Below are 13473 nucleotides of genomic sequence, written 5' to 3'. Positions count from 1 at the left end.
GGGTAATGGCAAAGTTATATTTCCGCTACGGTGCCATGAACAGCGGCAAGACCACCGCCTTGATGCAGGTGGCCTACAACTATAAAGAGCGTGGCATGCGGGTGCTGATCTTGAAACCTGCTGTCGATACCAAGGGCCAGGATTCCATCGTTTCCCGACTGGGCATCAGCTGTAAAGTGGACAAACTTGTCACGCCTGAGATGGATGTGGTGGAGCTTGTCAAGCAGGACTCGGCCGAACATGGTGCCCCCGCCTGTGTACTGTGCGATGAGAGCCAGTTCTTTACGCCGGAACAGGCTGAGCAGCTGTTCCTGGTCACGGTGGATCTTGGCATCCCGGTCATCTGCTACGGCTTGCGTGCTGACTTTATGATGCGCGGCTTCCCTGGCTCTACCCGCCTGCTGGAACTGGCCCATACCATTGAGGAACTGAAAACCATCTGTGCCTGCGGCCGTAAGGCCATCTGCAACGGACGCAAGGTTAACGGCGAGTATGTGTTCGAGGGTGCCCAGGTGGCCATTGACACGGTGGATGATGTGGAGTATCAGAGTTTGTGCCCTCAGTGCTGGTACCGTGAGTATCGCGCGTTTTTAAAGCGCCACAAAAAAGACTAATAGAAAAGCAAGATGCCGTTCCGGCAGCTGAAAAGCACTGGAACGGCAATTTTTGTGCGGTATAGTGCTAAAAGGCTGTGATTCTGCCTTGAAATAGAGAAAAAATATTTGAAATGTAGCAAGAATTGTGCTATTCTAAAGAAAACCGTACAAAAAATATCCGTAAAGATGAGGTGCCGGTATGGCTTCCGAATATACCTATTCCCCACGCATGGACTTTTTTATTGAGCGCGTCGACCGCGCTACCGGCTTTGAAATGCCCTGCTTCCATATCCACCACAAATACGAGATCTACTATGAGATCGAGGGCACGCGCCGCTATTTTATCGAGGACGCCGCTTATATCGTCAATGCCGGCAGCGTGGTGCTGATCGGCGACAACCAAATCCATAAGACGGCCTCTGTGGGCGACACGCCGTCCAGCCGTATTGTGCTGAATTTCAGCGCCGAGTATCTGGGCAAGATTGCCGAAATCTTCCCGGAGGTGGACTTCTTCTCCTTTTTGAGCGAGGAGCATAACCACCTGCTGTCCAACATCACGGTCAAGCAGCAGAATCACATCTACTCGATGCTGCAGCAATTGCTGGAACTGCAGGAGCAGACCAGCGCCGAGGGCGAGGCGGTGCGTAAGATGCTGCTGGCTACCCTGCTGTTGGAGCTGAAGGACCTGTGCAAACAGCAGCAGGCCCAGGGCGGCGAAAGCGGCCGCGTCAGCAACCATATCGTGGAGCAGATTCAGACCTATATCGCCGAGCATTACGCGGAAAAACTGACCCTGACCGGCATTGCCAGCCAGTTTTACATCAGCCCGTACTACCTGAGCCGGCTGTTTAAAAAGTCCATCAACCTGAGCCTGATCGAGTATATCAACGGCGTGCGGATCAAGGCTGCGCAAAACCTGATCGAAAAGACCAACGAGAGCATCTCGGACATCTCCGAAAAGACAGGCTTTTTGACAACAGCACACTTCCGCCGTGTATTTAAGGACGCCACGGGACTTTCACCGCAGCAGTATCGGCAGTATTATAAGCGGTTGAGGAAGTGATGATTGAGAACCTAAACTAAAAAGACGCAGTGCATACCATGGTTTATTTGCGGTATGCACTGTATTTTTATGTATGGACTTAAAATGATAAAAAATAAAAACCTCGAACCTAAATTCGAGGTTTTTATTGGTGCGGATGAAGGGATTTGAACCCACACTCTTTTAAGGGAACTAGAACCTGAATCTAGCGCGTCTGCCAGTTCCGCCACATCCGCATATTCTGTTGTGCCCGTTGCCCGGGCGACGCATATTATTATAGCGGACACATACCAAATTGTCAAGCGTTTTCTGCAAAAAAGTATAACTTTCTGTGAAATTTTTAAAAATATACGTTGTATCAACAAATAGGACTTTAAAGTTTTCATGTTTGTCCGCCATTCATGCACATCGATATTCTCTACAAAAACATTTTTTCGACATTTTTTGTCGTTCGTTCGGCAAAAAAAGCACAAAAACAACGTAGCCACATCAAAGCTCCTCTTGTTTTCCGTTTTTTATCCTTGTATAATGGGTACATTCGCGGTTCTGCTGTGCGGCAGGCTGCCGCGGGCATGGCACCTGCTGCCATGAAAAAACAAAAGAGGGAAGAGGATTTCATGAATTCATTCACTTCGGCAGTTAAATCGATTGCCAAAAAGTACAACGATACAAGCTTGATCCTGCGTATCGCCATCGGCCTTGTCATCGGCGCTGTGCTGGCGCTGCTCTGCCCGGGTGCCACCTGGCTGGAGGAACTCGGCAATCTGTTCGTCGGTGCCTTGAAAGGCGTTGCCCCTGTACTGGTCTTCGTCATTGTCACCAGTGCACTGGCCCAGGGGTCGTCCAAGCTGGACCGCCGTTTCGGCACAGTCGTGTGGCTTTACATGCTGACCACCTTTATCGCCGCCACCCTGTCGGTCATCACTAGCATGCTGTTCCCACAGAATCTCGTTCTGGCCGAGGCCGCCACAGCTGACGTTATCCCCCAGGGTCTGGGTGACGTCCTACACACCCTGCTGGCCAACATCGTGTCCAACCCGCTCAGTGCCATTATGAACGGCAACTACATTGGCATCCTGATGTGGGCCTGCCTGTTTGGTTTGGCCATGAAGAGCATCGCCACGGACGGCACCAAAAAGTTCTTGTCAGATACTTCGGACGCCGTTTCGCAAATCGTGCGCTGGGTCATCAACCTGGCACCGTTCGGCATCATGGGCCTGGTTTTCACCAATGTGGCCAGCAACGGCCTGTCCATCTTTACGCAGTATGGCCGCCTATTGCTGTTGCTGGTGGGTACCATGCTGCTGATGGCTCTGGTCATCAACCCGCTGATCATTTTCATTTATCTGCACTGCAACCCGTATCCACTGGTTTTCCGCTGCCTGCGCGAGTCCGGCCTGACGGCTTTCTTCACTCGCAGCTCAGCTGCCAACATCCCCGTCAACATGGCCCTGTGCGAGAAGCTGGGCCTGGATAAGGACGTCTACTCCGTTTCTATCCCGCTGGGCGCTACCATTAACATGGACGGCGCCGCCATCACCATTACCATTATGACGCTGGCCGCCGCCAACACGCTGGGCATGCAGGTTTCCGTGCCTGCCGCTGTCCTGCTTTCCATCATGTCTGCTCTGGGCGCCTGCGGTGCTTCTGGCGTGGCCGGTGGTTCGCTGTTGTTGATTCCTATGGCTTGCTCGCTGTTCGGCATCTCCAATGACATTGCCATGCAGGTCGTTGGCGTTGGCTTCATCATCGGCGTCATTCAGGATTCCGTCGAGACGGCCCTGAACTCTGCCGGTGACGTTGAGTTTGCTGCCACCGCTGAGTATTATCAGTGGCGCAAGACCGGCCGTCCGCTGCCGGATTTTCTGGTTGGTAAAAAGTAAGATTCGCTGAAAACCGCAGGGAAAAGCCCCTGCGGTTTTGGTTTGCAGCTTTTTTTGGAAAAAATCGGATTTTTTCTAAAAAAGCGCTTGACATTCCGATATGTGTCCGCTATAATAATATGCGTCGCCCGGGCAACGGGTACAACAGAATATGCGGATGTGGCGGAACTGGCAGACGCGCTAGATTCAGGTTCTAGTTCCCTTAAAAGAGTGTGGGTTCAAATCCCTTCATCCGCACCAACAAGAAAGCCCCGAACTTAGGTTCGGGGCTTTCTTGTTGGCTTTGCGGTGAAGAGGATTTGAACAGCACGGCCGTCCGCAGGCGGCAAACAAAGCCCCAGTGGGGCTTTGCTTAGTGCGCGGGAAAATCCCATATCCGCATCAAAGCTTTATGCTTCGGCTTAGAGCCTTTTGTTTTTGTTTTCCTTGCTTTTACCGTGATATTTGCTATAATGAAAGGTAAATACACGGAGGTGCAAAAATTATGTGGACATGTTCTTTATTAAAGACAAACGCTAAGCAGGCGCTACGAGGCCGCTACTGGCGATGTTTCTGGATCTGCCTGGTGCTGGGGCTCGTCGGTGTTGGCGGCAGCAGCGCCTCAACGGGCGGTTCCCGCTATACGATGGACACCGTCACGGGCAGCGATACGGCCTATGACCGTGTGGCAAACTACCTGGACAGCCTTTCGTATCAGATGCTTATGACGATTCTGGTCGTCGCTGTGCTGGCCGCGGTGATCTCCCTGCTGTGGTCGATTTTTGTGACTGCCCCGCTGGAGGTCGGCCGTGACCGCTACTTTATGGAAAGCCGCCAGGCACTTTCCCCTGCTGCTACGGTGACAAGCGTATTCCGCACGCCGTACATGAACGTGGTCAAGGTACAGTTCTTGAAGAATCTGAAAATTTTTGTAGGCACGCTTCTTTTTGTGGTTCCCGGTATTTATTGGGATTATTGCTACGCGCTGGTCCCCTATCTACTGGCAGAAAACCCCTACATGACGACCACCCGCGCCATGCAGTTGAGCAAAGACATTATGGACGGTGAAAAGTTCCACTACTTTGTGCTTGGCCTTTCGTTTGCCGGCTGGATTCTGCTTTGTATGTTCACGTTGGGCATTGGCTATTTCTTCCTGGAGCCGTACAGGCAGGCCACCGACGCCGAGTTTTACGCCGCTATGCGCAGCAAGGCATTGGCGCAGGGCCTTACCACCACCGAGGAACTGGGCGGCTTTGTACGCCACGAATCCTATTGATGACAAAAAATCAGCCGTTCCCTGCTGTGGGAACGGCTGATTTTTTAGACGTTACGCTTTTTCAGCTTTCAACTGGCTCGGATGCGGAACCGGCGGATACTTGTGGAAGAGCAGTTTCAGCGCAATGGGGGTTGCGACGGAAGAAACAACAATCAGCAGGATGACGGCGGTAAAGTAGACCGAATCTACCATGCCGACCGCCAGGCCCTTCTGGGCGACGATCAGGGCGACCTCACCGCGGGTCATCATGCCAATGCCGACCTTGAGAGAGTCGGGCCAGTTGAAGCCGCAGATCTTGGCAGCACAGCCGCAGCCGATAATTTTTGTCAGCAGGGCAACGATGACGAAGCAAACGCAGAACAGCAGGATCTCCGGGGTCAGGCCGCTGACGTCGGTTTTCAGGCCGATGCTGGCGAAGAACACAGGGGCGAAGATAACATAGTTGCTGATGTCGATGCGGCGCTCAACGTAGGAGGCATCGTCCATGGCGCACAGCACAATGCCGGCAATGTAGGCACCGGTGATGTCGGCAATACCAAAGTACTGCTCGGCAATATAGGCCATGGCAAAGCAGAAAGCGATACTGACAACGGTGATGCGCTGGGTGTGGGGGTTGCGTTTGTCCAGCCATTTCATGGCATAGTGAATGATCACACCGACACCGATAGAAACCAGGAAGAACAACACCGTGTTGATGAGCACAGCGCCCAGGCCTGTACCGGTACCGGAGCTGGCGCCAATGACGCAGGTCAGCACGACGATACCGATGACGTCATCGATAACGGCAGCACTGACGATCGTGGTACCAAGGAAGCCTTTCAACTGCCCCAACTCCTGCAGGGTGGCCACCGTGATGGAAACGCTGGTGGCGGTCATGATCGTGCCGATGAAGAGTGCGCGGTAGAACTCTGGGCTGCCGATCTCCCCCAGGCCAAAGAAGGCACCATACAGCAGCGTGCCGCCTACCAGCGGTACAAACACGCCGATGCAAGCGACCAGCGTAGCGATGGGGCCTGCACGCAGCAGCTCTTTCAGGTTGGTGCCAAGGCCGGTGGAGAACATCAACAGCACAACGCCAATCTCGGCAAAGACCGAGATCGTGTCGCTGATCTGCACGAGGTTCAGCAGGCAGGGACCGATGAGCAGACCGGCGAGAATCTCACCGACGACCTGGGGCGCCTTACATTTACGGGCGGCCAGACCGCAAAATTTAGCACTTAAAATAATAATGGCCAAGTTGCGAAATATGGAATACACGAAAAAATACATCCCCTTTATCTTATTCTCAATATGTTTTATCACGAACGAATGTGTTTTGCAAGTGCAAAACTTGCGATTTTTTAAATTTGTACTTTTTTGAAAAAAATTGTAAAAAAGCCTTGACATTTATCCCTTGAACTGATATTATATTAAAGCGCTCTTGAGAGACGCGCAACTGAATATGGAAAGATGGCTGAGCTGGTCTAAGGCGCACGACTGGAAATCGTGTAGGGCCCCTAAAGCCCTCAAGGGTTCGAATCCCTTTCTTTCCGCCATAAAGAACGCTGATAGTGTTATGCTGTCAGCGTTTTTTATTTGTCGTGGGAGGGTTTTATGATGAAAAGAGGAATTGTTATCGCGTTTCCGGGAATACGGTATACCTGCCGCCAGCAGTTGATGCAGGATTGTTTGGCGTTTTATACGACGCGCGGGTACGGGACACTGTGCCTGGATTTCGCCGGTGTGCCTTTTGACGGCACGGCCGATATGGGCCGCGCAGCGGAGCTGGCTCTGCCGTCGATTCTGGGACGGCTTTCCGGCGTTCGTTTTGCAGACTATACCGATGTGGCTTTCCTTGCAAAAAGCCTGGGGACGCTCTGCGCGGTGCGTACGGCGAAGGCGCTGGGGCTGCGGCCGCGGTTCTTTCTGCTGACGCCGCTGGAGGAAACTTTGCAGGAACTGCCGCAGGGTGCTGATGTGTTCGGCGCGGTGGTGGGCACCAAGGATGCCCACTTGGCGGCGGACCAGCTTGAGCAGTTCTGCAAGGCACGGGCTATCCCCTGCCTGATCGTGCCGGATGCCGGACACCGGCTGCAGTTTGAAGATGCCGACAAAACGCAGGCAGTAAACCGCAGCATCACGGCCATGCTGCGCTGAGAAACGGAACAAAATAGAAAAAGTGCAATAAAAAAGAGCCTGAACGATTGCTTTACACAAGCTGTTCAGGCTCTTTGAGATTATTGAGCTTTTATAATAAGGAAAATCACTCGACCATATACTCAAAGTCGATACGGCCCAGGGCAACATCTGCGGCGGCCACGCGGACCTTCATCGAGGTGCCCAGCATCCAGGTGCGGCCGGTCAGCGGGTCGACCATGCTGACGCCGTCCACGACCTGCGGCTCACCCTTGCAAAGCTCGGCGGCGGGGACAAAGCCCTCAACGGTGTTCTCCAGCTCCACAAAGACGCCGCGCGGCGTGATGCCGGCCACGGTACCCATATAGACCTCGCCCAGGTGGTTGTGCATATATTCGGCCTTGTACAGGTCCTCGACGTCGCGCTCGATGCGGACGGCGGTGACTTCCTGCTTGCTGGATTGCTCGCTGGCGCGGGCGGCAAAGTCGGTGAAGTCCTTGGTCATCTGGGCGTTGTTGGCGCCCAGCAGCATCTCGCTGAGGATGCGATGGATGGCCAGATCAGGATAACGGCGGATGGGGCTGGTAAAGTGGGCGTAGTCCGCCAGCACCAGGCCGTAGTGGCCCAAGGGCTGCGGGGCGTAACGGGCCTTCTGCATGCTGCGCAGGATGCCGGTGTGTACGGGGGTTTGGATGGGCTGACCGCGGGTCTCGTCCAGCAGGGCAGCCAGTTCCAGCTGCGTGGGGATGGGATTCTTGAACTTGGCGTTCAGGCCGCAGGCCAGCAGCGTGGCAGACAGCTTTTCCATCTTCTCGGCATCGGGGGCTTCGTGCACACGGTAGACAAAGGGCACCTTGTTGGTGCGGCCTGCGTTGGCGGCGCACTGGTTAGCCAGCAGCATGAACTCCTCGATCATGCACTCGGAAGTTCCGCGACCGCGCTTGACGATGTCCACGCAGCGGCCGTTTTCATCGATGATGAGCTTGGCTTCGTCGGACTCAATCTCCATGCCGCCGCGCTGCTTGCGCAGCACCAGGCGCTTGCGGTACAGCTCGTCCATGATGGGCAGCTGCTCCAGTACCTCGGCGTACTTCTCTTTCAGAGCGTTCAGCTTCTCCGGATCGATCGGTCCGGCGGCCTCGTCGGCTTCAACAGGTTCGGTAGTTTCAGCGGCCATGGATTCCAGCAGGGCGTTGATCTCTTTGTACACGCCCTTGACGCGGCTGCGGATGACGGACTTGACGAAGTTGTAGCCCAGGATGTTGCCCTGCTCGTCCAGGCGCATCAGGCAGGAGAAGGCAAAGCGGTCCTCCTGCGGATTCAGCGAGCAGATGCCGTTGGACAGCTGGGTGGGCAGCATGGGGATGACCTTGTCGGCGTAGTAAATGCTGGTGGCACGCTCGTAGGCCTCGTTGTCCAGCGCAGAGCCGGGGCGGACGTAATGGCTGACGTCTGCAATGTGGACGCCCAGCTCGTAGCCGCCGCTTTCCAGCTTTTGCAGGCTAATGGCATCGTCGATGTCCTTCGTCTCGGCAGAGTCGATGGTGAAGATGGGGATGGCGCGCAGGTCCATGCGGTGGGCGGCTTCGGCCTGGTCGATGGTGGCGTTGTCGTAGGTACGGGCTTCCTCCAGGACCTCCGGCGGGAATTCCAGGCGGACGTTGCGGCCGTACAGGATGGCCTTGGCGCACTCGGAGGCGTAGTCGGAGGAACCGAACTTCTCGACGACAGCAGCGCGGTGGGCGTTATGACGCTCGCCGCGGTGGGTAATCAGGAAGCCGACCTTATCACCCAGGTGCACGCCTTCGCTGCCCTGCTTGGCCAGCAGGAACTTGACATCGCGGCAGCCGTCGGGCTCGACGGCCAGACGGCCATCCTCGGACAGGCAGACTGTGCCGGCAAAGCGGTTGTTAGGCACGGTGACTTCCAGCACTTCGCCCTCAGAGGAACCTTCCACGCGGGGATGGTCGAACAGCTTGACGAGAATCTTATCGTTGGGCATGGCACCGTGCAGGGCGCGGCCGGGGATGAAAATGTCGCCCTCGCCGTCATCACGGCTGGCAAAGCCGAAGCGGGCGGCCAGCTTGACCAGCGTGCAAGGAATGCTGCCGCCGGGAGCGGTGGGGTTCTCGTAGGTGGCAAAACCGGGCACGTAGGTGCCGTTTTTCATGGCCAGTTCACCGGTGGCGACCATGGCGGAGACAGAGGTGCGCAGACGGGAATTATCCACCTGCAGGTTGTTCTGCAGCTCGCGCAGCGTCATGGGGCGGCGCTTGACGGCGGCAAGGATATTTTTTTGTAAGGGTGTCATAGTTACTCCTTTGATTTACGTCGCCCTGTCGTCCGGCAGGGCCCTTCCTGTTTGGGCACAAATGCCCCGAAACTTTCCCATAAAAAACGGCCCGCCTTACACCACCAATGTGCGCAGGAGCGGACCGGTTTTTATTGCATTGTAAACTACCTTACAGACGTGCGCTGAGAACGCAAGCGACCAGCGTGACGACAAAGAAAATGATGCCGCAGATCTTGGTCAGCTTAGCCAGCTTTGCATCGACGCTACGCTCACGGCCGGCAGCCATAGCGGTGTTATCACCCATGATGGCGGCAGACAGGCCCTGGCCCTTCTGCTCCTGTGCAAGGGTAAAAACGATGATCAGAAGCGAAACGGCGATCAGAACAACGCCGAGAGCAATCTCATACCAGTTCATAGTTAGCACTCCTTTGAAATCTCATGCAAGTTTAAGTATAGCATAGTTGTCTCGCCGACGCAAGTGTTTTTTGAAAAAAAGACTACACAACAAAAGGAAACCCCGCCCTTGAGGGAGGGGCGGGGTTTAAGAAAGGAGGAGAAGAACACATGAAAAATGTGGTAAAGTTATTTAACTTGGGGTGTTATCTAACTTGCAACTAAATTGTAACCTTTTTGTCACCAGATGTCAATAGGGCTACAAGCATTTTTTTGTAATTTTTTTGTCATTTTTCAAAATGTTCACATTTGGGGCTGTGCCGTGCAGATCCGTGGGTGGAAATGGTATGGTGCGGCCCGCAGAGGTCACTCCCCCGTCAATTCGCTGTACTCGCGGCTGGGGGCATCACTCCAGCCTGTTTTTCCGCTGGCGACGGCGATGTCTTCCCAGTAGCGATAGGCGTAGATGTTCAAAATCTGGGCCTCCTGCCGAGACCAGCCGCCGTAGGCGTCCTTTTCGCAGCGCTCGTATACATACAGACCGCAGCTGCCGTTGGCGGACTCGCGGTCATACTGCAAAATTTCCACGGCGTCCTCGGTGTCGTTTACGATGTAATAGCCGTCCCCCTTTGCGGTCAGTCCGTACTCGAGGGTGTTGGAAGTAGCTTTGAGATAGGTGTTATAAATGGTCTTATATCCCGAGCCGATGTAGTCTTTGGAGAATAGCTCGCCGTTCTCTTCTGGTGCGGTGGTTTCGGCAGGTTCTTCCGGTGTGGTGGTTTCGGCGGTCGACTCGGTGGGCGTTGGTGCGGGGGTATGGGCGGGTTCCTCAGCGATGGGAGATTCTGCCGGGGTGGGGGTTGGTTCTGGGGTGGTATCGGTTTTAGAGGTACGTATGACCGTTAACAGCACGAAGAAGCCGAAAAGAACTGCGGCAGCAAGAATAATCTGCCAAAGGGGACGGTTTGGCTCATTCATCGAATACACCTCGTTTGCAATGATCTTTTATTTTACCTGATTCTACCACACGGCAGGGGCAATTACAATGTGTCTGCGAAAGTCCCCTGCCGCCTTGCAGGATTTGGGCGTATCCTCTATAATAAATATTGGATGTGAGACATAATGCTTATCATAAACGAGGTTTTACTTTGAAATATAACACGATCATCAGCGGTCAGTTTGTGAGCAGGCCCAACCGCTTCATTGCGCAGGTGCAAGTAGACGGTGCGATGCAGACCGTCCACGTAAAAAACACCGGGCGCTGCAAAGAATTGCTGCTGCCCGGTGCGGATGTGCGGCTGGAAGTTTGCGATAACCCGAACCGCAAAACCAAATATGATCTGGTGGCAGTGTACAAGCCAAGCCTGGGGTGGGTCAACATCGACAGCCAGGCCCCCAACAAGGTGGTGCAGGAGTGGCTGCAAACGGAAGGGTATGACCTGGTGCGGCCGGAGTATACCTACGGCGGCTCCCGCATTGACTTCTACATGGAAAAAGGCGAAGAAAAGTACCTGCTGGAAGTGAAAGGCTGTACGCTGGAAGTGGACGGCATCGGCTATTTCCCGGATGCCCCTACCCTACGCGGCGTCAAGCACCTGCACGAGTTGGCAAAGGCGGCGCAGCAGGGTTACCACTGTGCGGTAGCATTTGTCATCCAGATGGAAGGCGTGGCCGAAGTACGTCCCAACACCGCGACCCACCCGCAATTTGCCGAAGCACTGGCACAAGCCCGGACGGCTGGGGTCAAGGTGCTGTTTCTGCTGTGCCGCGTGGAACCGGACGGATTGGCCATCACGCAGGCACGGGAATGGAAAAACTGAAATTTTACAGGCAAAGGCTCGCTTCGGCGGGCCTTTATCTTTTATTGCATGGGCAGGCAAAGCTGCACCTGCGCCCCGGTGCCGGTGTTGGCAAGCACCAGCTTGCCAACATGGGCCTGGGCGACGCTGCGGGCGAGATACAGCCCCAGCCCCTGGTGGCCGTTGCCAGGGCGGGCGGCGTCGGTGTAGAGGAACTGCCCGGCCTTGTGCAGGGCTTCGGGCGTGAAGCCGGGGCCGGTATCGGTGACAGTGAAAACCAGCGTGTCCTCTGTCTTGCTGACATCCAGCGTGACGGTGCCACCGGCGGGAGTATAGCGCACGGCGTTGTCCAGCATGTTTTCAAGTGCACGGCTGAGTTCCGGGGCGGCGCAGAGAAACTGGCCCTGCCATTGCTCCTGCAAAACAAAGTGGAGCTTCGCCGGGCGGCAGAGGGCGTTGGCCGTATCCGCCAGCGCGGCAACAAAGGCATGGCTGTCGGTACGCTGGCGGGCGGCGGGCACCGTGCCCACACTGCGCAGGGCGGCAAGGTACTGCTGGGCGCGGTCCCCTGCCCGCAGGATGGCGTCCAGTTCGGGAGCGGTGGTGTCGGCGCTTTCGGCCAGTAGTTCAGCGTTGCCCTGGATGATGGTGAGCGGCGTTTTTAAATCATGCGCCAGTGCGGCAACCTGTTCGGTGCGCTGCTGCTCCAGCTGCCACTGGCGCTGCAGGCTGTCGGTAAGCTGCTGGCCCATAGTCTGCAGGGCTTGCAGCGTGGCCGAAAATTCCCGGATGCGCGCGTGGTCTACGTCAACAGCTTCGGGGTGCTGGGCGGCGATTTGGCGCGTCGCCTCGTCGATGCGGGAGGTCTCTGCCGTAAAGGTACGCACGGTACGGTGGGTGGTTACGGCCAGCCATGCCAACACCAAAACGACCAGAAAGATAATGTAACAGGTTTGAAAATCCGGCAGGCGTTCCCGCAGGGCCGGGTCGGCATAGGGCACGGCGTAGTCGTACTGCAAAAGGCAGGTGGCGCCGTCAGCCGTGGTGACGATGTACTGATACTGCATCATCCCCAGGTTGCCGCTGCCGCCGTGCAGGTCGTTGAGCGCGGTTTTCAGCTGGTGGGCGCTCATATTGGTGGTGGTTACGCGCTCTGCATCTGTGTTGGCATCACAGACGACGGCATAGCGGCAAAGAGAACTGATTGCGGATGGGTCAAAGGTATCTGCCGTCATGGAAGCGACCGTTTCACGCGCCTCGGCACAGGCTTGTGCCGAGGCTGTGGCAGACAGCAGAAAGCCGTTATCGATCAGCTGCATAAAAATGCCCCACCAAAGGACCAGAATCAGTGCGCATCCCCCGCCGCACAGGCAGAGGTAGCGCAGCAGCACGCTGCGCAAAGAAGTCAGGCGTCGGCGGCGTTCCATAAATATCCAACTCCCCATACGGTTTTCAGCACGGTTTCCGGGCTGGCCAGCCCGGCGGTGCGCAGCTTGGCGCGGATGTTTTTGATGTGCTGGGTAATGGCGGTGTCATCGGCCGTGCCATCGTAGCCGAACACAGCCTCGTAGATCTGCTCTTTGCCAAATGTCTGCCCGGCGTGCAGGGCAAGAAACTCGCAGATGGCATACTCGGACTTGGTGAACGGCAGCTGCGTGCCGCCCACGGCGGCAGATTTTGCGGCCAGATCAAAGCAGACGCCGCCGCGCACCAGCCGATGCTGCGGGGCACGGTTTTGCCGCCGCAGGTGGGCATTGACACGGGCGCGCAGCTCAGCAAGGCGGAACGGTTTGACGAGGTAGTCATCGGCCCCGATGCCGAGCCCGGTCAGGACGGATGGCTCGTCGGTGCGGGCGGTCAGGAACAAAATGGGTGCTTCTGTCTGGGCGCGGATGCGGCGGCAGACGGCAAAGCCATCCTCGCCGGGCATCATGATGTCCAGCAGAATGCAGTCTGCCCAGCGGCAGAGCGAGCTGGTGACATCGGCACCCGTGCAGCGGGTCTCAACCGTATGGCCGTCCCGCTCAAGTGCTGTTTTCAATAAGGTACACAGGTCGCGGTCATCATCGACCGCCAGAATGTTGGCCATAAGAACCC

Annotated in this window: 12 protein-coding genes and 3 tRNA genes; 8 read left to right on the top strand and 7 right to left on the bottom strand. The window is 55.9% G+C overall.

The features are described 5' to 3' along the window. Window positions 1–5 precede the first annotated feature (5 nt). Together OGM81_12205 and OGM81_12200 are read left to right on the top strand one after the other, a co-directional pair. Complete coding sequence (locus OGM81_12205) at window positions 6–614, top strand: thymidine kinase (GenBank protein ID UYJ43082.1); 609 nt, start codon at window positions 6–8, stop codon at window positions 612–614. A gap of 181 nt (window positions 615–795) precedes the next feature. Continuing rightward, window positions 796–1659, top strand: a complete 864-nt coding sequence (locus OGM81_12200; protein ID UYJ43081.1) for an AraC family transcriptional regulator — start codon at window positions 796–798, stop codon at window positions 1657–1659. Between the two features lie 128 nt (window positions 1660–1787). On the opposite strand, the gene OGM81_12195 is transcribed toward OGM81_12200, so the two are convergent. After that, a tRNA-Leu gene (locus tag OGM81_12195) sits at window positions 1788–1874 on the bottom strand. A gap of 381 nt (window positions 1875–2255) precedes the next feature. Here OGM81_12195 and sstT point away from each other — a divergent pair. The 3 genes from sstT (at window position 2256) to OGM81_12180 (ending at window position 4776) form a co-directional block, all read left to right on the top strand. Continuing rightward, window positions 2256–3521 (top strand): serine/threonine transporter SstT, encoded by a 1266-nt coding sequence (gene sstT / locus OGM81_12190; GenBank protein UYJ43080.1) that lies wholly within the window; start codon window positions 2256–2258, stop codon window positions 3519–3521. A 153-nt stretch (window positions 3522–3674) separates the two neighbouring features. Further along, window positions 3675–3761: transfer RNA gene (locus tag OGM81_12185), tRNA-Leu, on the top strand. Between the two features lie 244 nt (window positions 3762–4005). Further along, window positions 4006–4776 carry a DUF975 family protein gene (locus tag OGM81_12180; protein ID UYJ43079.1) on the top strand — a complete coding sequence of 257 codons (771 nt, stop codon included), beginning with the start codon at window positions 4006–4008 and terminating at the stop codon, window positions 4774–4776. Between the two features lie 51 nt (window positions 4777–4827). On the opposite strand, the gene OGM81_12175 is transcribed toward OGM81_12180, so the two are convergent. Beyond that, window positions 4828–6033, bottom strand: coding sequence for a cation:proton antiporter (locus OGM81_12175; GenBank protein UYJ43078.1), 1206 nt, complete (start codon window positions 6031–6033; stop codon window positions 4828–4830). Window positions 6034–6219: 186 nt separating this feature from the next. Here OGM81_12175 and OGM81_12170 point away from each other — a divergent pair. Further along, window positions 6220–6311 (top strand) — tRNA-Ser (locus tag OGM81_12170). A 58-nt stretch (window positions 6312–6369) separates the two neighbouring features. Beyond that, complete coding sequence (locus tag OGM81_12165) at window positions 6370–6912, top strand: hypothetical protein (GenBank protein ID UYJ43077.1); 543 nt, start codon at window positions 6370–6372, stop codon at window positions 6910–6912. Between the two features lie 106 nt (window positions 6913–7018). On the opposite strand, the gene OGM81_12160 is transcribed toward OGM81_12165, so the two are convergent. From OGM81_12160 to OGM81_12150, 3 genes are all read right to left on the bottom strand, one after another. After that, the gene (locus OGM81_12160) at window positions 7019–9202 is read right to left on the bottom strand and encodes an RNB domain-containing ribonuclease (protein UYJ43076.1); all 2184 of its coding nucleotides are present in this window, start codon (window positions 9200–9202) and stop codon (window positions 7019–7021) included. 151 nt (window positions 9203–9353) lie between these two features. Continuing rightward, window positions 9354–9599 (bottom strand): preprotein translocase subunit SecG, encoded by a 246-nt coding sequence (gene secG, locus OGM81_12155; GenBank protein ID UYJ43075.1) that lies wholly within the window; start codon window positions 9597–9599, stop codon window positions 9354–9356. A 344-nt stretch (window positions 9600–9943) separates the two neighbouring features. Continuing rightward, entirely contained in the window at window positions 9944–10555 is a 612-nt protein-coding gene (locus tag OGM81_12150; protein UYJ43074.1) for a hypothetical protein, read from the bottom strand. A 170-nt stretch (window positions 10556–10725) separates the two neighbouring features. Between OGM81_12150 and sfsA the strand changes: the two genes are divergently transcribed. Beyond that, window positions 10726–11397, top strand: a complete 672-nt coding sequence (gene sfsA, locus OGM81_12145) for a DNA/RNA nuclease SfsA (protein UYJ43073.1) — start codon at window positions 10726–10728, stop codon at window positions 11395–11397. A gap of 41 nt (window positions 11398–11438) precedes the next feature. Here sfsA and OGM81_12140 read toward each other — a convergent pair whose 3' ends face one another. Together OGM81_12140 and OGM81_12135 are read right to left on the bottom strand one after the other, a co-directional pair. Continuing rightward, the gene (locus OGM81_12140) at window positions 11439–12803 is read right to left on the bottom strand and encodes a HAMP domain-containing histidine kinase (protein UYJ43072.1); all 1365 of its coding nucleotides are present in this window, start codon (window positions 12801–12803) and stop codon (window positions 11439–11441) included. After that, window positions 12782–13465: a response regulator transcription factor gene (locus OGM81_12135; GenBank protein UYJ43071.1), complete on the bottom strand. Its 684-nt coding sequence runs from the start codon at window positions 13463–13465 to the stop codon at window positions 12782–12784. Before OGM81_12135 ends, OGM81_12140 begins: the two co-directional genes overlap by 22 nt. Window positions 13466–13473: the final 8 nt, after the last annotated feature.

Source organism: Oscillospiraceae bacterium, from assembly GCA_025758045.1.
In the GTDB taxonomy this organism is placed as follows: Bacteria; Bacillota; Clostridia; order Oscillospirales; family Ruminococcaceae; genus Gemmiger.
Note: the sequence above shows the minus strand (reverse complement) of the source record. Positions and strands in the feature narration are given on the sequence as shown.

Excerpts from the sequence above, each read along its gene's own strand:
- OGM81_12160 (UYJ43076.1), bottom strand. The coding sequence starts at position 9,202 with ATGACACCCTTACAAAAAAATATCCTTGCCGCCGTCAAGCGCCGCCCC.
- OGM81_12135 (UYJ43071.1), bottom strand. The coding sequence starts at position 13,465 with ATGGCCAACATTCTGGCGGTCGATGATGACCGCGACCTGTGTACCTTA.
- secG (UYJ43075.1), bottom strand. The coding sequence starts at position 9,599 with ATGAACTGGTATGAGATTGCTCTCGGCGTTGTTCTGATCGCCGTTTCG.
- OGM81_12180 (UYJ43079.1), top strand. The coding sequence starts at position 4,006 with ATGTGGACATGTTCTTTATTAAAGACAAACGCTAAGCAGGCGCTACGA.
- sstT (UYJ43080.1), top strand. The coding sequence starts at position 2,256 with ATGAATTCATTCACTTCGGCAGTTAAATCGATTGCCAAAAAGTACAAC.
- OGM81_12200 (UYJ43081.1), top strand. The coding sequence starts at position 796 with ATGGCTTCCGAATATACCTATTCCCCACGCATGGACTTTTTTATTGAG.
- OGM81_12150 (UYJ43074.1), bottom strand. The coding sequence starts at position 10,555 with ATGAATGAGCCAAACCGTCCCCTTTGGCAGATTATTCTTGCTGCCGCA.
- OGM81_12165 (UYJ43077.1), top strand. The coding sequence starts at position 6,370 with ATGATGAAAAGAGGAATTGTTATCGCGTTTCCGGGAATACGGTATACC.
- OGM81_12205 (UYJ43082.1), top strand. The coding sequence starts at position 6 with ATGGCAAAGTTATATTTCCGCTACGGTGCCATGAACAGCGGCAAGACC.
- OGM81_12140 (UYJ43072.1), bottom strand. The coding sequence starts at position 12,803 with ATGGAACGCCGCCGACGCCTGACTTCTTTGCGCAGCGTGCTGCTGCGC.